Raw genomic sequence first — 16,295 nt, forward strand, 5'->3', positions numbered from 1 at the left:
CAAGCACCAGCGCTTGCACCGGTGCCTTCTCGGCACGCGACCAAATCAGCGCAAGGCGGCCCTCACCGCAGGGTTACATTGTTGAGCCTAACAGCGGCACCTGAGATCGTCGATGAGATGCTTCGCCGCGTCTCACTATATGGAAGCCAGTCCGGCGGGGGCTATTCACACGAGGCAATGCAAGGTTGGGGTGCTTATGGCACTCGCTACGCGCATAGTTTCCCGCCACGCCTCTACCGCATCGACGATCCCGCCATGCGCCTTCTCGATCGAGAGCTGTTGTCTCGCACGTTCGTTCAGCCGGAGGGCTTGGCGTTCAAGATGCATTTGCCAACGCAGGTATCAGCCTTTAACCCAGCGCCAAGTTGGGAAGCTGAGATCGACGCTATGACGCAGGGCTAACGTGGCATCCCGAAAGGCCAGTCAACAGTGCCGGCGGTCACCCGATCATGTAGCTAACCTCATGTGAGCAGATTGGATTGTGAACGCTTTGGTCCGTTCGGCGTATTTCATCCAACTTGACTCAGATAGCCGCGCAGGCGCTCTTCCGTTCGTCGACGCAGGCGTCTGCCCGATCTAAGGTCAGCAACGAGCCTTGGATCTCCCGCAGCTAATCGACCAAAAGTGCTCGGCGACGTCCGGGTTCGCGCCAGATATTCCTCGATCTGCTCCAGAAGCTCCATGATTCCAGACTCGCTTTGCACTTGTGTTCTTGTTATGTTCTTACTAGGAAGGTTTCCTAGAGTCTAGGATCGATTTTCCTAGGTACCCGCGATAGGACTGGCAGTCATGGACGACGCACGCAGAGCCCTGGACGAACTGATCCAGCAACGAGGCTGCAATTATTCCTCGGTTTCGCGACTGCTCGGGCGCAACGCAGCCTATATCCAGCAGTACATTCGCCGCGGCAGCCCGAGGCACCTGGACGAGCAGGATCGTTCGGTTCTGGCGCGCTTTTTCGGGGTCGACGAGAAGGTGCTCGGAGCCCCTGCCCGTCGCTCAGGTCCAGTCGTCGAACTGGTCCATGTACCCGTTCTCAATGTCGAGGCATCGGCTGGCCACGGCGCTCTGGCCGAAATGGAATCCAAATCGGCGCAATTCGGCTTCGATGAGAAGTGGCTGCGCCGGCTGACCGCAAGCAAGGCATCGAGCCTGTCGATCATCGCCGTGCATGGCGACTCGATGGAGCCCACCCTCCACGATGGCGACGAGGTCATGGTCGATCTTGCCGATGGCCAGGCGCGCCTGAGAGACGGGATCTATGTCCTGCGGATGGATGACATGCTGAGCGTCAAGCGGATTGCCCTCGAACCGCAGGGCAAGCGCGCTTCTGTTCTGAGCGACAACCCGGCCTATCCGAGCTGGCGCGGCCTCGAAAAGCGGACGCTCAACATCGTCGGGCGGGTTCTCTGGTTCGGACGGGCGCTTTAAGGAGGTCATCTATGCTTGCCCTCCTTGCCGCCTCGATCGTCGCCTCCAGTCAGACCTTCACCTGCACACCAACCCATGTATGGGATGGCGATGGCCCGGTCTGGTGTGCGGAAGGGCCCCGCATTCGCATCGCTGGCATTGCCGCCCGGGAAATGGATGGCAGCTGCCGCACCAATCAGCCCTGCCCCGATGCCACGGCGAACGAGGCACGCGATGCGCTCGTCCAGCTGATGGGCGGCCCGCGCGGGACGATTTCGACGGGTCACGTTCTGGTTCGAGGGCCGCGGCTGTCATGCCGCTCCGAAGGTTCCGCAGGCGGAAGCCGCACGGCTGCCTGGTGCCGCCTGCCCTCCGGCGCGGATCTCTCCTGCGCTATGATCCGCACCCGAACGGTGCTGCGATGGGACCGGTACTGGAAAGGGCCAGCGTGCCGGTAAGCCCCGACCTACACCTTCGTGGCGAGCTGGTCGAAGGGCCGCTTGGCCTCGTGCTCCAGGCAGGCGGCGGCCACTGGGAACTGGATGCGCCGAGGTCAGCTCGACACCTTGTCGGCCGTGAAGTCGAGGTCACTGGCCACCGTGCAGGCTTCAACGACTTGATCTGCAGGCAAGTCTGGCCGGCAGGGACAGCCCAACCTCGCCGAATGCAGCTTCCAATCGAACGCCTGCTCGTTGGTGGTTTCGTGATTTACGGACTTCTGGCGACCCTGGCCGGGCTTGCTGGACAGCTTTGATGCTCAGCGATTGGGAACTCTGGGCCTGCGCCAACCATGTCCTGCAAACTCATGGCGACAAGGCACCGTTGCACGTCGCCGAGCAGATGGGCGCTCTCGCTCTCACGGGTGATCATGCAGGAATTCGTGCGTGGCAGGCAATCGCTGAGCGGATTGTCCAGCTGACCTCCAACCGTGATGGCGCTCGGCTGCAGTAGCCGTCTTCGACGGCTACCGTCTCGTTCATCCGATCGGCGATAGATCGCCTGGAAACAGACATGCCTGCGCGCTGGATGGGCCACATGCATCGCCTTCGATCCTGAAACCACGCATGCGCTCCACCAGATGGCGGGCAAGATCGACACGGGCACTGCGCTGCACACGCGGATCATCGGCATTGAGGCAAACGAGGGTGTGCTCTGGCGCAACGGCCAGGGCGACTTCGAGGTGGGTCAGAAGAAGGTCGTCAGAGATTCGGCGCATGCGCCCATGAGAACAAATAAAGAACTAATCGTCAACCGGCGGCGTGCCAAGAGGTGTGGAAGGGGCGACACTATATGCCGATCTCGAAGGGCTTGGCGATCGAGCGATCGAGCTCTGGAGGCTTGCGTTCAGGCACAGGAGCCGCACGGTCTTTGGCCTGCCCTTTGGCGGCTGCATCGCGGAGCAGATCGACCGTCTCCAACGCCGAACGCTTCATGCCGGCGTTGCGCTCGACCGCCGCTTCGAGCTTGCCGGCATTATCGACATACAGGGTGAGGCCATCGCGCAGCCGCGTGATCGTCACCAGGAACGTCTGCTGGTTAGCCAAATTGCGTTCACGGCTGTCCATGACCGCGATGCCGCGGTCGGACGTGAGACCCTGAGCCATATGGGCATTGAGCGCGTAGGCGAGGTCGAGACGGCGCAGCATCGGGTCGCCCTGCTCCAGCCTGTGCTCTGCGCCGAGAGATGTTTTCACAACGACCCCGGCGCTGTCGACTGCAACAATCCGAGCCTGGTCGGCATTAAGCAGGCCCCGCTTGTGATCGGTCTCGGTCCATCGGATCCGGTCATGGGTGTGGATGTCGAGTTCGCGCACCTCGAAGAGCCGCAGTACATCCTGCTCACCTTGTGGACGGAACTTGCCCGGACGAAGCTCGAACTGGCGCCCCCGCTCGTTCTCCAGCGTGACCCGCTCGCGCGCGATGTCCGCCGCGACCACGTGATACTCGCCGGGAGCGATGCCCTGCCCCCGTTGGCGGCGCACGACTTCGACCACCATGCCGGGCGCGTAGGTGCTGGCATAACGCAGCTCTTCGCGGGTGACGTTGACGCGCGACAGGGACCTGAGGCGCATCGCCCCTGGTCCCAACTCCCCGTTTGCCTTCAAGCCCGTCTGTACGGCTTCGTTCACAGCGCTGCGCAGGGCCCGGCCTGAAGCATAAATTGCGGTTGCCTCGCGCTCCCCTGATGAGAGCGACAACCATGCCGCCGCAGCCTCGACGGCAGCTCCGTTTCCCACCTCGATCACCTGAGGCGCCAGATGACGCATGGCGTCCTCGATCCGTCCCTCTTGGGCAGCCTGCTGGGCATCACGCAGCACCTCGGTCCGCGCCCTGAGGTTGGTGCCCATCACCGCAGTCTCGATTCCCGCCTGCTGCATCACGTCGAAGGGCTTGCCGGCATCGACAGCGCCCAGCTGTTTGCGGTCGCCAATGCTGGCAAAGCGCCCGAGTTCGAGAAGGTTGGCCAGCCGCACCAGCTTTTCCTTGTCGGCATTGCCGACCATGGAGGCTTCGTCGAGCAGCACGACCGTACCGCGCATCGCGGCTCTCGCCTCGGCAAGGCGAGCCGCGTCAGCCCCTTCGAGCAGGTCGCGGTGCTGGCCCAAAAACCGCGATACGGTCATCGACGGGATGCCCGTCTCGCGTTCGAGCATCTGGACCAGCGTGTTCTGAACCGCGAGTCCCAGCACTGCCCTGCCTTCTTCCCGCAGGATATCGGCGACGGGCTTCAGGACCGTGCTCTTGCCCGCACCGGCAACGCCCTGGATCGCGACGATGCGGTTGTACGATCCAAGCAGCAAGCGCCCTGCCCCTTCCTGTCCATGGTTGAGGGTCAGGCCGTATTTGATCTGGGAGAGGGCCTGCAGCCGTGTCCCTGCGAGTTCCGGTGCAATGATCGCCGGGGCCACACCGCGCCCACTTTCGACCGCCGCAATGATACGTTGCTCAAGGCTGATCGCATCACGCGTTGTCAGGAGGTCCCGGTCGCCTCCCCTGCCCCTTTCCAGATGACCCTGACGCACGAGCTGCTCGATCCGGTGCTCGATCTCGGCGAGCGAGGTCGGCAGCGCAAAGCCAAGCGCCGCGCGATAAATCTCCGAGCGGGTGAAGGCTGCTTCCCGCTCGCCCAGATGCCGGACAGCCGAGGCAACCGCATGGATCGCGGCGACCTGCTCCACGCTGCGGTTACCCATACGTGCGGGTATCAGCGGATCGCCTTCACGCAGGCCCAGCCGTTCGGCAAAGGTGGCTGCAAGGGCTTTCCCTTGACGGACAAGCGCTCGCACGGAAGGGCCAAAGCCGGTCACGTTTCCGAGGTCCTGCGCACTGCGTGCATTGGCTCTGGCAATGACCATGGCGGGGTCAAAGTCGAGCCTCGCAGAGGTCTCCCGCCACTGCTGCGTCAGCGCATCGCGATCCTCGATCCGTCCCTTGTCGGCACGCGTCATGAGGTTCGCTGCGTTGCGCGCGGCGAGCCCCTTTCCCTCCATGGTTGCCAGACGGTCCAGGATTTCTGCACGCCGGGAACTGAAGGCATCGCGCACGGTCTTGGGCACCCCCACGGCCTCGAAATTGCCGTGCTTGCCGAACTCCCCAACCTCGTAGCCGAGCTTCTCCACGTCCAGACGAAACCGGGCCATGGTCATGGCATTGAGGAGGGTATTGTGCTGCCAGAGCTTGTCGTTGCGCAGCGCCCGCCATTTGCCGTCCGGCCCTTGGGTCACATTCGCAATAACTGCATGGAAATGCGCATTGGGCTCCTGGTTGCGGTTGGTGTCGTGCTGGAAGAGCGCGATCGCAAGGTTGCCGGTCTGCACGACGCGCTCCCTGCCCCGGACCTCCATCCGGGTCTCGGCGAGGTTCTTCTCGGCCCAGCGCAGGGTTTCCCGGACGGCCGCGGCGTAGGCGTCGAGGATCCGTTTGTCGCCGCCCACCAGCGCGAGGACCGACCAGCTTTTCGGCATTGAAAAGGTGAGATCGGTCCCTGCCCGATGCACCCGATTGTCACTGCCAACCCGGCTGCCATCGGGCAGCATGCCTTTGAGGATTGCCTCGAACTGCCGCGCGTCTACGGTCCCATTTAGCCCCAGGGCGACAGCGCCCTTCCCGAGCCATTCGCCGGAGCGGTCGGCATCGGCCCGCGTGTAGTAGTTGTCGGCAGCAAAGTAATTGGCCGCGCCGCCTGCTGTGCGGACATTGGCTACCGACAGCATCGACCGTCTCCCGTAGCGGTGGCAATCGGTGACATGCTCACATCTCCATGTCGCCGAGGTCAGGCCCCGTCATCGGCGGCGGTTCCTGCTCGCGCAGACCATCCTCGAGCATCAGCTTGCGCGCTGCTGCATCGCTGGGTCCTGTGCTCTTGGGGCTATCCGGCTTACCCTCTTGCGGCGACTTCGCTTCCGGCGTTCCGACCCGAGCAGTGCCCTTGGGAGTAGCCGACTGATCCTGCGTCGCGGCGGCCTCGCCGGTCGGGAGGAGCGGGCGGGCGGAGGGTCCTGCCTTTCTCGGCGTTGCTTCAGTTCGGGTGTTCGAACTCTCTCGCTTGGCGTTGCCCGCCTTCTCTTTCCCTGATCGAGCGGCCCGTTCCTGCTCCTTCGGCGTCTTGCCGGGCGTGCTTTCAACGGGCTGCCGTAAATCCTTTACGTGCGCGTCAGGGTTCTGTTTCGGCTCGGATTGCAGCCTCTGGTCGAGGGCCAGTTCTCCCTGCTTGGGCACGACCGGCTTGCCCGCCCCATCGTCGTTGGACGAGGGATGCTCATTGCCCGTTGGTGCTGTCGACTGCCGCGCCTGCTGTGCCGGCGACTGAGGCTCGGTAACCGGTGCCTTTACGCTATCCTTCACCCGGGCGATGAAGGTCTCTGCTCGCTTGGGCCGATTGACCGGGGTGAGCCTGACGGGCGCGGCAGGGAAACCATCGGGAAACTTGATGTACCCGGACAGTCGCGGCAGGTTCATCAACTGGTCGGGCAGCAGCAGCGGCTCGATGTGCTTGCGCGGGGTGAGGCTCACCGCATCACGGGCATTGTTGTAGCCGTAGGTATAGCCCTCTTCCATGTCGCGCACCTGGCGATGGCCAATGAAGTCGGAGCACCAGGTGGCCGTTTCCCGGTCGGCGGTGCCGAGGATCAGTTTCGTCCGGGCCAGCGATGACAGGGTCATCGCCATGTTTTCACCGTAGACTTCCTTGAGCTTGGCGTAGGCGTGGATGCCGAGGACAATGGCGCCGCCGAAATTGCGCGCTGTCTGCAATCCTTTCTCGAGAGCTGGCAGGCGATGCAATGCCCCCAGTTCATCGACGAAGAACCAGCACTTGAGATCGCGCGTGCGTGGGCCAGTCATGAGCGTATTCATCGCTGTATCGAGCCAGAGAGTGAGCAGCTGCGCGCAAACGCTCATGTCGACGTAGCGGGCGGATATGAACAGGATGGAGCCCTGGTCCTGGACTCCATCTGCGCCCTCTTCGATCCACTTGCGGACCGAGAAGCGAGGCCCGGCAGTCGGCAACAACTTGAGCGCCTTGGCATTGACGTTGAACACGGCCCGGATCGATTCCGCCATGCGGGCGGCTTCCGGTGCGGTCAGTGGATCGGCGATCGTGCCGCGCATCATGGCATGAACGCGTGACAGGTCCGCGGTCATGAGCTCGCGGGCAAGAGCTTCGTTGCTCGCCCTGCCGTCGGCCACGAGCTTGAGGCAGAATTCGACGAACAGGGCGCGGGCAGCGATCACCCAGAACTGTGCTTCGCCTCCCCCGTCATGGGGTACAAGGGCATCAGCGGCTGCCCAGAATTCGCCTTCGGTACGACATTCGTCGAAGAGACTCCACTGAGGGCAGCGCGCATCGAGCGGGCTCAGGATGATGTCGCAGTGGGCCGTATGGAAATGTTCGATAAAGGCACCGGTCAGATCGAAGACGATGCAGCGCTGGCCCTTGGCTCTGGCCTCGGCGATCATGTCCGAGATCGCGACGGTCTTGCCCATGCCGGTGGTACCAATGAGCATCGCGTGGCTCTGCTCGAGGCGCCATGGATAGGTGACCGTGGCGATATGCGATGGCCGGTAGGGAAAGACCCGGGCGATCTCTCGCGGCAGGCTGAGCCGCCACTTCCAGCCCATAGCCTGATCGAGCTCACGGGTGCGCTCGCGCCGGTTGTGGGTCGTCAGTTCATCGACGAGCTCGGGAAGCGTGACAAGCATCGCGCCACGCTCGTGCTTGCGCTCCTTGGAGCGGCCACCGAACCGCTCGGCGAACCAGTAGAATACGGCAAAGGCTGGTACGAGCAGGAAGCCGGAACGCCACAAGGCACTGCTCAGAAGCGCCGTGAGCTTCTCCCACGCATGGACGACCGGCGGATAATGATCGAGCTGCGAAATCGGAAACTGAATGGTCGCGCCAAAGGCTGTCTCCAGCGTGATCCGCTTGGCGGGATCGAACTCCATGATGCCGTAGATGGCGGCGTAGATCCGCATCCAGACCAGGTAGACTTCGTGATCGGTGAGACCTGCCGAGATGGTCCACCACGAGGTCCATGAGATCACGAGCGCGGCGACAAGCAGCGGGCCTTTGAGGCCTGCCGCGAACATGAAGCCGAAATGGCCGAGCAGTTGGCTACCGCGCGTGAAATTGACGAGGTTACGCTTCATCGGAACCTCCCTCGCCGGCGGACGTGGAGAGACCGAGCTCCTTGCACTTGCGCGCATAGGCCTGATGAGCCCGACCGCGCAGAGCGTGATCGGGGTGCCCTGCCAGCAGCGCATCAACCCCGACCATGAGGAATACCGAGCGGCGCGAGATGCGCTCGACGGAAGTGTCGAGGCGCGAGGCAAGATCGTCCTCGGCGCAGGCATTAGCGAGCAAGGCGCGAACCCACTCGCTCATGCTGATCCCCTTGGCCTTGGCAGCCTTGCGGATCAGCGAGCTAAGCTCGCTGGAGATGTAAACCTGGAGACAGATTGGCCGTGTCATGCACGGACTCCTTCATGATCAGGAGCCCGGTTCACACTGCGAAAGGCAGAAGCGACACTAAGTCAGATTCAAGAACATGTCAAGAACACCGTAACCCGGCGGAATTCCGCCATTCTCGGTCTGGCTTTAGTCAAATCCACGTACATTCCCTCGCCCACGTCATTTATGACGGAGAAGCTGCCATTGCAGCACAATCCGCATAAATTACGGTATTATCGTGATTTTTCGCCCAACTTTCCTGCGACCTGTCGCGTACGGTGTGCTCCCCAGTCCCCAGCTGCAAGGTCAGGAACCAGCTATTGAGCTTGTAACGGACGATGCGTTTTGCGATGCCGATTTCTCGAGATGTCTCGTGGGGCTGCCGTCGCCCGGATCCCGATAGTCACAGAACGGATCAGGGCCTATGACGGTGAAACGAGGAGCCTGAAGCATGACCCAGGTCACACTGAGCGCGACACCCAAGGGCAACGGCTTCCAGGCGACGATCACCTATTCAAACGGGGTGTCAATCAGTTCGGCCGAGGCTTTCCCCACACAGGCAGCGGCGATCGAGGCGGCGGCTTTGAAGGTCCTGGAAATGCCAGAGCGACTTGCTGACCTGGACAAGCCCGATGCCCAGGATTGATGTCGGCCATCGACAATTGCGCCTAGTCTGACGTGGTCTGCAAAGGGCTGCGAGCAAAAAGAAAGGAGGAAGCCCAGATGGATTTCCTCCCAAACCGGTGGGTCAGAATTCATCGCTGAGCCGGCCCGGCACCGTCTCAATGACACGGTCCAGCAAGGCCTTGGGTAGCGCGCCGTAGTCTCCTTCATCGACCGCGATGTAGCCTGCCTCTTCATCGCTCAGAATGTACTGCGTGAAATAGCTGTGAAAGGACCGGGCATGGGCCTGATCCAGTGCGGCAACGAAAGCGGCCTGATCTGCCTTGAAACCGGCATCGGCAATGTTCAGCGAAGTGTACATGATCTTTCCTCCTGATGTTCGATGCGTCGCATCAGGGGGTGCGAAAGATGTGGGTGACGGGCTGGGTCAGGGACCGCGTCAGCGGCCGCGAAGCGGCGATGGGGGCAACGATTTTTGCCGGGCTTGCCCCGGGAAAAATGGTGGGGCCCCGTCGTCCTTGACGCAGCCCCAAAGCCCGCATCAGACTTGGACTTTCTGCGAGAGAGACCTCTCCAACGTCAGCGGGAAAGCGCACCGACCGCCCCACAAACCATTTTCCTACGCGCGTCCGGAATGCCAATATCATCAGCGGAGGGGACCAACGGCCAGCAAGAAGGAAACCCTATGGCCAGGTCCAAACCCACTGCGCGCGATGCGCTGAAAAAGCTGCGTGAACAGCGTGCCCAACTCGAAAGCGAGGAAGCTCGTCTTCGCCAAGAGGCAGCGGCCGAACTCGGCAAGGTGTTGATCGAGTGCGGCGCCGAGACGATCGAACCTGCACAGCTGCGCCAGATCGTGCGCGCATCGATGGCACTCGGGATCGAAGAAACGCTGAAGCGGATCGCGCCTGCGTAGCCCCACCCAGCGGCGGCAAGGGGTTCGATGCCCCGCGCCGCCGCATAGCCCCAGAGCAAAAGAAAAGGCCCCGATGGCGTGTGCCACCGGGGCCTTGTCGTGGGGTAAGAACATTCAGTCCTCGTCGATGTCGGGTGCTCCCTCGTTGCTGCCCGAACGGCCCTTGGTGAGGAAGTCGACCTTGTCGGCGATGATCTCGCAGCCGTAGCGCTTGGTGCCGCTCTGATCCTCCCACTGGGTGTAGTGGATGCGACCTTCGACCGTCACGAGCTGACCCTTGGTGCAATACTTGGCGACGTTCTGGCCGAGGCCGTTGAAGCAGGTGATCCGGTGAAATTCGCTGTCCTTGGCAGTGTAGCCGTTTTCGTCCTTGTAGGTCTTGCCATCCTTGCGGGCGGGACGGTCGGTCACGACCGAGATCGAGGTGATGCTGGTTCCACCCTGGGTGGTGCGGGTTTCGGGGTCGCGAGCGATGCGGCCAACGAGGATAACGAGATTGGTCATGGGCTTTCTCCTGATCGAGCATTCCGGGTCCATCCCGGCTGCAAACCCGAGCAGAAGCGCCCCGCGGCGAAGCGCACCGGAGGGGAACCCGGAACTGGTTCGGGTGGTGCGGGCAGCCGGGCACAGCCCGGCAACTCGGCCGGACCTGATCCGGGTTGCGCGTCTCGACGGGGGTGCTTCAGGGACAGGTTTGTATCGAAGCCGGGTGGAGCTGGATGCCGTGAACAGGTTTGCCCTGCCTCGTTTCCCTTCGGTCTTGGCCGGATCATTCCCCCGCCGACCCTCGACCAAATAACCCCTTCCTAGATCACGGTACGGACCGCTCCTCCAGCAGGTGGCGCACTCTTGGACGGAACTGCTTTTCCGGGGACAGGCATATCGATCGTCACCCCTTCAGCGCCGTCCAGAGGGTTGCCTCGCAGCATCCAGGCCTGCGGCGTGATCAAGCGCGCCCAGTCCGCAAAGGAGGGGATCGAGCCCAAGTCTTCGCGCACGTGCTGCTCGCCGACCAGACGCACCGGAACAACCCGGCCATCGGCATTGACGAGGGTCTCGCCAAAGAGGGCCTCCAGCATGAATATCCCCTCGGCATGGTGCCGCAGCGCCCGGTGCCGTGGGTCTGCCAGGATTGCCTTGGACTGGTCGAACCACTGGTGCAGCGGGAGATAGTCATCGACCGTGCCGCCCCATTTCCGGACCGACGAGAGGGCGTGGTAGTAGCAGTGGGCCATGCCTGGTCTCCTAGAGCTCGGTCGAGTGATCATCGGTCGCGGTGAAGCGCAGGCTGCAGTCGAGCACGAAGGTCGCTTCAGGCACATCGATCACGAGTTCGCCGCAGGCACCGTCGTTGATCTCCCAGCCAGAATGGTGACGTTCGAGCGCCAGATAGGTCAGCTGCTCGAGAGCTTGCCCAAGTGAGGGCAGCTCCGCGGCACCGTCACCATCCGAGTTGCCTGCTTCGTCTTCCAGAATGGTGACATCGGGGCACGCGACCGCGGCACCAGCGGCATCGAGGCACGCACATTCCTCAACGGCGCCGCTGTCGCCGCATCCGTCGAAGCGGATCTCGACCCGGGCAATCCCAGCGTCCTGCAAGCGCGGAAGAATGGCTTTCTTGAGCTTCTGAATCTCTTCGACCACCTGCGTCTGCCGCTCGGCCTGGCGAACGGCAAAGTCGGCCATCACAGCCTCGATATCGATCATGGAATGCCTCCTGTAGAAAGGAGCCAACGACCATCGCTGGCTCCAACCGACAGGCGCACACCTTTCCTCTGATGGTCGACGCCAGCGCCGATCCGGCGCTGGCGCGAAGACCGACAGGGCCTTAGTCGGTCCTGGCCGAAGTGTTCTTCGGATTGGTGCCGAGGGGGCCGCGACGATCGACAACGGTGATCCGCCGAGCCTTGGCGTCGATCACCAAGCGTTCGAGTACGCCATTACCCGGGAACGCGATGACGTAGCGCGGATCGAGGGAGAGCATCCGCTCGTTGCGCTTGAAGCCGGCACGGGCGCCCAGGCGCATATCCAGCGAGAATGTCACCTGCGGAACGCCTCGACGTTCAGCCCAGCTCGATGCCAGACGGTCGACGCCCTTGGTGTCGCCGCCGTGGATGAGCACCATGTCCGGCACGCGATCGCGGACCTTGTCGAGCGTCGCCCAGACATTGTTGCCGAAGGTCAGCGCATCGTCTTCGGTAGCATGACGGGTGCGCCCGCCAGCGAACACGACCGGGGTTCCTTCGGGCACGGCCGCACGGCGCTTGGCCTCGGCGCGGGCGCGCAGGAAATCGCGCCCTTCGACGAGCGCGGACGTCAGCATTGCGCTGTGGTTGAAGCGCGAGCTGGAGACGGGCTTCCAGGAGGAACCGAACTCGTTCAGGTATAGGCCTGCTGCGACTTCGCGCATCTCTTCGAGCGCCAGCATCGCGCTTTCGGCGCACTGCGCCCGCTCGACCTGGGTCTCGAGGTCGTGGGTGTGGACCTCGGATCCATCAGCCGTAGCAATCAGCGCTCGGACCTCGTCGGTCGCTCGGTCGAGGGCAGTCGATTTGCGTTCCGCCGAGCGGTGAAAGATATTGACGAAGGCCCAGCCGAGATCCTCGGCGTCGGCTTCAAGAGCGGTCCCTGACACCATGGCGAAAAGATCGGACCAGACCGCTTCGAGGGTTTGGACGACCGCCTCCCGGACCGGGAAATCGCTTGTCGATACGGGAGCGGGTCCAATCGAGAAGCCGGCGAGATCGAGCCCGGCGAGTTGATCGGCGAATGACGTGTGCATGGGATGTCCTCCTGACTGGCGTGAGGCCGACGCACCCGTTCATGGCTGCGCCAGCGAGAGCCCGTCAGGGCCAGCATTCCGGCAGGGTTGCGCACCCGTCAGGGGAAACCTGGCTTGGCGGGCTGGCGCGGGCAGGCCTTGAGCCCAAAGGGCGAAGGCCAACACGGGCCCGACCAAGCCGGGTTGCGCAAGACTGGCGGCTGGCCCAGGGCCCCTCTCGCATGGCGCCAGGCCATGGGCGGTCGGAACAGATCCATTGGCAGGGGCACGCCCTATGCCTCATCCATGCACCGCCCCGGCTCGGCTCAAGCCGCTCGCTTGGTGTAGACACCCTCTCCGTTCGACATATGCCCGAGACAGTCATAGTCGCCGAACACGGCATCGAAGCGGGATGCGATCTGGGACAGCCAGCGCTGTGCCCGCGGTGAGCGGGCCGTGCGCCAATCGGCGTCCCAATAGGCCCCGTCATCGCGTTCGACGATCCAGACGGCCACCAGCCCGCCGTAGACCGATACGCCGAAATCCGCATAGGCATTGCGCATGAGGATCCGATCCTCCCGGTCGCGCCAGCCGTCATGCGGGATCAGCGACGGGAAGGCTCGGCCGGCCCGCTCGCGCAGGTCGTCACGCAGCCATTCATACTCGAACTCCCAGTCGTCCTCGGCTTCGACCTCGAGAACCGTGAATGCGACGATTGCGCCGCTGGGATAGCTGACTGATCGGCCCATGGCATCCTCCCTCAGGCCGCAAGCGCAGCGTCGTCTGACGCGTCGTCAGACTGTTCGGGCATGACCCTTCCGCCAAGCTTCAGCAGCAGGGTCGACGCCTCCTCAGCCTTGGCGGCAGCGGTCAGGATGGCGCGGTCGTCATCCTTCAGAAGCTTGAGCCAATGCTTAATATAGCTCGCATGGCTGTCGAGATGCGTGACCGGCAGCCCCAGCTCAGCGCCCAGCATCGCGCTGGAGAGTTCGGCGACATATCCTGACAGTCCAGCCCCAATCTGACTTCCGACGCCAATTTTCCGGACGCGCGTCATGCCGCCAGCTCCTCGGGCTGGGGTTGCTGGGCGTGCATCCAGTCGGCTGCGGCCTGTGCCTTGCTGGCGGCGGTGAAGATGGCGCGAGGGTCGTCCTTCAGCACGCGCAACCACGATGCCACGTATGCGGCATGATCGGCGCGCGGATGGTGGGCGATCCCGAGGTCGGCGAGCACGAACGAAGCTGTCAGTTCGGCGCAGATCTCCTCGATCGCCAGACTGTCGCGCTTGAACCTCTCGGCAAAATTGCGGTCGAGCCTGTGCTTTGCGCCCGTAGCGTGGCCGGCTTCGTGCAGAAGGGTGCCCATCTGCGCCGATGGATCCCGAAACGAGGCAAAGATCGGCATGAAGATGTGATCAAGATCGATCCGGTAGTGCGCATCGTAGGCGCCTTCGGTGATCGGAATCTTCAGAGCCGCGACGAATGCCTCGGCATGTTCGAACCGCTCGCTCTCGGGCAATACCGCGACAGGAGCGGGCTCATAGCCCTCGACCTGTGCGAGGTTGAACACGGTGAAGGCCCGGGCGAACATGCGGCCGGGGCCGGCTTCGCCGTCGTCATGATCGTCATCGGCGCGCGATGCGGCCTGCTTCCAGAACACGACGGTGGTTCCGCGCTCACCCTTGCGGACCTGTCCGCCAAGAGCTGCCCACTGGCGATAGGTCCCCCAAAGACCACTGGAATAGCTGCTGGCTTCAGCGGCAATCCAGAGCGCCAGCACATTGACACCGCGATAGCGACGGCGGGAGGTGACGTTCTGCGGCCTCGTCGTGGCAGCGCCATCATGGTGCCAAGGCATGCGCCAGTCGCCGGCACCGGCTTCGATGGCAGAGACAATCTCGGTGGTGATGCGCGAATAGACGTCGGCTCGCGGCGTCGCAGGGTGGGATCGGGACATGGCGGGTCTCCATGGCGGGCGGAGGGAAACTCTCTTCCGCTCCTTCAGCCCGTCACCCGCTACACGCCTCCTCTACCTCTCCCGCCCCGCCTGAGGCGGGGCGAATGCTGCTTGGATGAACCAGCGCTCATGAATGGCGGCGCGTCAATGCCCGATCGGCATCCCGCCAGTCTTCGCGGGCCGCGGGGCAAGCCAGATAAGACACGCGGCAAAGATAAGGATTGCGGTGGTCGCCCAAAAAGTGTGGATGAGCGCCATGGTTGTCGCTTCCAGGTCAACCATATTGCTGAGCACCTGCCGCACCTGGTCAGGCGGGAAGCCGAGTCCCGCAAGGCTTGCCTGCGCCGCTTCCGGCTGCAGGACTGCGACCGCGTCGCTACGCGCGAGGCGCTGGGTATCACCCCAGTAGGAAAGTGTGATCGAGGTCGCCACGGCGGTCGCAATCGTGCGCATGAAGCTTTGAAGGCCGGCAGCCGATGCCACCTCGTTCTCATCAACCGTGTTGAGCGTCAAGGTCATGAGCGGGAGCATCATGAAGGTGACGCCGAGTCCCTGAACGAACTGCGGCAGACTGAGGGTCCAGAAGTCCGAATCCGTCGTCCAGGTCGTGCGCAGAAGGGCCATCGCTGCGATCCAGGCAACGCCGCCTGAAACGAGGAGGCGCGGGTCGTGACGGCTCATCAGATAGGCCACAAGCGGCGCGGTGATCAGTCCGCCCATGGCCGAAAACGATGAGGACAGACCGGCGGCGGTCGCCGGAAATCCGAGCCAGGCCTGCTGCCATTGGGGAACAATGACAAATCCCGCAAAGTATCCTGCGAAGGCGAGCGACAGCACCGTTAGGGCAACGCTGAACCCCCGGTGCCTGAGGACTCGAAGATCGACGATCGGGTGATCCTCGCCCAACTCCCAGATCACGAACACAACGAAGCCGACACATGATGCAATCGACAGCGCCACGATCATCGGGTCGGCAAACCAGTCGTGGTTGCGACCAAGGTCGAGCACCAGTTGCAGGCAGCCGACCCAGAGTATCAGCAAGGCGAGGCCGACAAAGTCGATGGGTAGTATCTGCCGCTCGGTCTCGATCGGCCTGAGCAGAGAAAATCCTACGACGATGCACAAAATTGCAACAGGGATGTTGATCAGGAATATCCAATGCCAGGAATAATTTTCGGTGAGATAGCCGCCGATCATCGGGCCAAGAGCAGGTCCCATCAGCAGTGTAACAGCCCATAGTCCCATCGCCATATTGCGCTTCTCGGGCGGGAACACGCTGAGCAGCAGGGTTTGCGACATCGGCATCAAGAAAGCGCCGAAGATTCCCTGACCGATCCGGCTTGCCACGAGCATGCCCAAGGTCACCGAAATGCCGCAGAGAAAGGAGCAGATGCCAAACCCGACCATGCTGAACAGGAAGGTGCGCACCGACCCGAAGCGACCGGCGATCCATCCGGTCAAGGGGACGCAGATCGCCTCGGCGACCGCATAGGAGGTGATGATCCAGGCGCCTTGTTCGAGCGTGATACCGAGATTGCCCGCGACGTGCGGAATCGAGACGTTGGCGATGGTCAGGTCGAGGATGACCATGAAATTGGCCAAAGCCAGCACCAGGCCTGCGACCATTTGCCGCGACGGGGAGATCCCCGCGCTTGGGGGTGAGGGTTCGCTCATTGCAG

The 16,295-nt window shown here is 62.9% G+C and carries 20 protein-coding genes; 7 read left to right on the forward strand and 13 right to left on the reverse strand.

Features of this window, described 5'->3' with window-relative positions:
• The 5 genes from OPU69_RS10275 to OPU69_RS10295 form a co-directional block, all read left to right on the forward strand.
• Positions 1-402: hypothetical protein (locus OPU69_RS10275; RefSeq protein ID WP_498510812.1), on the forward strand; the 402-nt coding region annotated here is incomplete at its 5' end.
• Between the two features lie 387 nt (positions 403-789).
• A complete protein-coding gene (locus tag OPU69_RS10280) occupies positions 790-1,431 on the forward strand; it encodes a S24 family peptidase (protein WP_031286149.1) in 642 nt (213 codons plus the stop codon).
• A gap of 11 nt (positions 1,432-1,442) precedes the next feature.
• Positions 1,443-1,868 (forward strand): thermonuclease family protein, encoded by a 426-nt coding sequence (locus tag OPU69_RS10285; RefSeq protein ID WP_498510814.1) that lies wholly within the window; start codon positions 1,443-1,445, stop codon positions 1,866-1,868.
• The gene (locus OPU69_RS10290) at positions 1,832-2,164 is read left to right on the forward strand and encodes a DUF5818 domain-containing protein (RefSeq protein WP_498510816.1); all 333 of its coding nucleotides are present in this window, start codon (positions 1,832-1,834) and stop codon (positions 2,162-2,164) included. Before OPU69_RS10285 ends, OPU69_RS10290 begins: the two co-directional genes overlap by 37 nt.
• Positions 2,164-2,361, forward strand: coding sequence for a DUF6961 family protein (locus OPU69_RS10295; protein ID WP_498510818.1), 198 nt, complete (start codon positions 2,164-2,166; stop codon positions 2,359-2,361). Before OPU69_RS10290 ends, OPU69_RS10295 begins: the two co-directional genes overlap by 1 nt.
• 25 nt (positions 2,362-2,386) lie before the next feature.
• Here OPU69_RS10295 and OPU69_RS10300 read toward each other — a convergent pair whose 3' ends face one another.
• The 4 genes from OPU69_RS10300 to OPU69_RS10315 form a co-directional block, all read right to left on the reverse strand.
• The gene (locus tag OPU69_RS10300) at positions 2,387-2,626 is read right to left on the reverse strand and encodes a hypothetical protein (RefSeq protein ID WP_498510819.1); all 240 of its coding nucleotides are present in this window, start codon (positions 2,624-2,626) and stop codon (positions 2,387-2,389) included.
• 70 nt (positions 2,627-2,696) lie between these two features.
• A complete protein-coding gene (gene mobF, locus OPU69_RS10305; protein ID WP_498510821.1) occupies positions 2,697-5,624 on the reverse strand; it encodes a MobF family relaxase in 2,928 nt (975 codons plus the stop codon).
• A gap of 37 nt (positions 5,625-5,661) precedes the next feature.
• On the reverse strand, positions 5,662-8,058 hold the full coding sequence (locus tag OPU69_RS10310) for a type IV secretion system DNA-binding domain-containing protein (RefSeq protein ID WP_498510823.1): 2,397 nt from the start codon (positions 8,056-8,058) through the stop codon (positions 5,662-5,664).
• The gene (locus tag OPU69_RS10315) at positions 8,048-8,380 is read right to left on the reverse strand and encodes a hypothetical protein (RefSeq protein WP_498510825.1); all 333 of its coding nucleotides are present in this window, start codon (positions 8,378-8,380) and stop codon (positions 8,048-8,050) included. The genes OPU69_RS10310 and OPU69_RS10315 overlap by 11 nt, the downstream gene beginning before the upstream one ends.
• 430 nt (positions 8,381-8,810) lie before the next feature.
• Between OPU69_RS10315 and OPU69_RS10320 the strand changes: the two genes are divergently transcribed.
• Positions 8,811-9,005 carry a hypothetical protein gene (locus tag OPU69_RS10320; protein ID WP_498510827.1) on the forward strand — a complete coding sequence of 65 codons (195 nt, stop codon included), beginning with the start codon at positions 8,811-8,813 and terminating at the stop codon, positions 9,003-9,005.
• Positions 9,006-9,107: 102 nt separating this feature from the next.
• Here OPU69_RS10320 and OPU69_RS10325 read toward each other — a convergent pair whose 3' ends face one another.
• Entirely contained in the window at positions 9,108-9,344 is a 237-nt protein-coding gene (locus OPU69_RS10325; protein WP_498510829.1) for a hypothetical protein, read from the reverse strand.
• A gap of 324 nt (positions 9,345-9,668) precedes the next feature.
• On the opposite strand from OPU69_RS10325, the gene OPU69_RS10330 reads away from it, so the two are divergent.
• Entirely contained in the window at positions 9,669-9,899 is a 231-nt protein-coding gene (locus tag OPU69_RS10330; RefSeq protein WP_498510831.1) for a DUF6437 family protein, read from the forward strand.
• A gap of 114 nt (positions 9,900-10,013) precedes the next feature.
• On the opposite strand, the gene OPU69_RS10335 is transcribed toward OPU69_RS10330, so the two are convergent.
• The 8 genes from OPU69_RS10335 to OPU69_RS10370 all read right to left on the reverse strand — a co-directional run bounded on the left by OPU69_RS10335 (position 10,014) and on the right by OPU69_RS10370 (position 16,290).
• Positions 10,014-10,403 (reverse strand): single-stranded DNA-binding protein, encoded by a 390-nt coding sequence (locus tag OPU69_RS10335; protein ID WP_007688363.1) that lies wholly within the window; start codon positions 10,401-10,403, stop codon positions 10,014-10,016.
• Between the two features lie 302 nt (positions 10,404-10,705).
• The gene (locus tag OPU69_RS10340) at positions 10,706-11,134 is read right to left on the reverse strand and encodes a DUF6915 family protein (RefSeq protein WP_498510834.1); all 429 of its coding nucleotides are present in this window, start codon (positions 11,132-11,134) and stop codon (positions 10,706-10,708) included.
• A gap of 10 nt (positions 11,135-11,144) precedes the next feature.
• Positions 11,145-11,606: a DUF6878 family protein gene (locus OPU69_RS10345; RefSeq protein ID WP_498510835.1), complete on the reverse strand. Its 462-nt coding sequence runs from the start codon at positions 11,604-11,606 to the stop codon at positions 11,145-11,147.
• Between the two features lie 121 nt (positions 11,607-11,727).
• Positions 11,728-12,681, reverse strand: coding sequence for a DUF2493 domain-containing protein (locus tag OPU69_RS10350; RefSeq protein ID WP_498510837.1), 954 nt, complete (start codon positions 12,679-12,681; stop codon positions 11,728-11,730).
• A 305-nt stretch (positions 12,682-12,986) separates the two neighbouring features.
• Positions 12,987-13,409, reverse strand: coding sequence for a hypothetical protein (locus OPU69_RS10355; protein WP_498510839.1), 423 nt, complete (start codon positions 13,407-13,409; stop codon positions 12,987-12,989).
• An 11-nt stretch (positions 13,410-13,420) separates the two neighbouring features.
• A complete protein-coding gene (locus tag OPU69_RS10360; RefSeq protein ID WP_498510841.1) occupies positions 13,421-13,717 on the reverse strand; it encodes a zincin-like metallopeptidase domain-containing protein in 297 nt (98 codons plus the stop codon).
• Positions 13,714-14,616, reverse strand: a complete 903-nt coding sequence (locus OPU69_RS10365; protein WP_079731419.1) for an ArdC family protein — start codon at positions 14,614-14,616, stop codon at positions 13,714-13,716. The genes OPU69_RS10360 and OPU69_RS10365 overlap by 4 nt, the downstream gene beginning before the upstream one ends.
• A 144-nt stretch (positions 14,617-14,760) precedes the next feature.
• On the reverse strand, positions 14,761-16,290 hold the full coding sequence (locus OPU69_RS10370; protein WP_073974073.1) for a DHA2 family efflux MFS transporter permease subunit: 1,530 nt from the start codon (positions 16,288-16,290) through the stop codon (positions 14,761-14,763).
• Between the last annotated feature and the right edge of the window lie 5 nt (positions 16,291-16,295).

Source organism: Blastomonas sp. 34TW, from assembly GCF_059803595.1.

What these genes read in the sequence shown, in the direction of transcription:
- OPU69_RS10325 (WP_498510829.1), bottom strand. Translation starts at nt 9,344, where the DNA reads ATGTACACTTCGCTGAACATTGCCGATGCCGGTTTCAAGGCAGATCAG.
- OPU69_RS10370 (WP_073974073.1), bottom strand. Translation starts at nt 16,290, where the DNA reads ATGAGCGAACCCTCACCCCCAAGCGCGGGGATCTCCCCGTCGCGGCAA.
- OPU69_RS10300 (WP_498510819.1), bottom strand. Translation starts at nt 2,626, where the DNA reads ATGCGCCGAATCTCTGACGACCTTCTTCTGACCCACCTCGAAGTCGCC.
- OPU69_RS10330 (WP_498510831.1), top strand. Translation starts at nt 9,669, where the DNA reads ATGGCCAGGTCCAAACCCACTGCGCGCGATGCGCTGAAAAAGCTGCGT.
- OPU69_RS10280 (WP_031286149.1), top strand. Translation starts at nt 790, where the DNA reads ATGGACGACGCACGCAGAGCCCTGGACGAACTGATCCAGCAACGAGGC.
- mobF (WP_498510821.1), bottom strand. Translation starts at nt 5,624, where the DNA reads ATGCTGTCGGTAGCCAATGTCCGCACAGCAGGCGGCGCGGCCAATTAC.
- OPU69_RS10285 (WP_498510814.1), top strand. Translation starts at nt 1,443, where the DNA reads ATGCTTGCCCTCCTTGCCGCCTCGATCGTCGCCTCCAGTCAGACCTTC.
- OPU69_RS10350 (WP_498510837.1), bottom strand. Translation starts at nt 12,681, where the DNA reads ATGCACACGTCATTCGCCGATCAACTCGCCGGGCTCGATCTCGCCGGC.
- OPU69_RS10335 (WP_007688363.1), bottom strand. Translation starts at nt 10,403, where the DNA reads ATGACCAATCTCGTTATCCTCGTTGGCCGCATCGCTCGCGACCCCGAA.
- OPU69_RS10355 (WP_498510839.1), bottom strand. Translation starts at nt 13,409, where the DNA reads ATGGGCCGATCAGTCAGCTATCCCAGCGGCGCAATCGTCGCATTCACG.
- OPU69_RS10315 (WP_498510825.1), bottom strand. Translation starts at nt 8,380, where the DNA reads ATGACACGGCCAATCTGTCTCCAGGTTTACATCTCCAGCGAGCTTAGC.
- OPU69_RS10340 (WP_498510834.1), bottom strand. Translation starts at nt 11,134, where the DNA reads ATGGCCCACTGCTACTACCACGCCCTCTCGTCGGTCCGGAAATGGGGC.
- OPU69_RS10320 (WP_498510827.1), top strand. Translation starts at nt 8,811, where the DNA reads ATGACCCAGGTCACACTGAGCGCGACACCCAAGGGCAACGGCTTCCAG.
- OPU69_RS10310 (WP_498510823.1), bottom strand. Translation starts at nt 8,058, where the DNA reads ATGAAGCGTAACCTCGTCAATTTCACGCGCGGTAGCCAACTGCTCGGC.
- OPU69_RS10295 (WP_498510818.1), top strand. Translation starts at nt 2,164, where the DNA reads ATGCTCAGCGATTGGGAACTCTGGGCCTGCGCCAACCATGTCCTGCAA.
- OPU69_RS10345 (WP_498510835.1), bottom strand. Translation starts at nt 11,606, where the DNA reads ATGATCGATATCGAGGCTGTGATGGCCGACTTTGCCGTTCGCCAGGCC.
- OPU69_RS10290 (WP_498510816.1), top strand. Translation starts at nt 1,832, where the DNA reads ATGGGACCGGTACTGGAAAGGGCCAGCGTGCCGGTAAGCCCCGACCTA.
- OPU69_RS10360 (WP_498510841.1), bottom strand. Translation starts at nt 13,717, where the DNA reads ATGACGCGCGTCCGGAAAATTGGCGTCGGAAGTCAGATTGGGGCTGGA.
- OPU69_RS10365 (WP_079731419.1), bottom strand. Translation starts at nt 14,616, where the DNA reads ATGTCCCGATCCCACCCTGCGACGCCGCGAGCCGACGTCTATTCGCGC.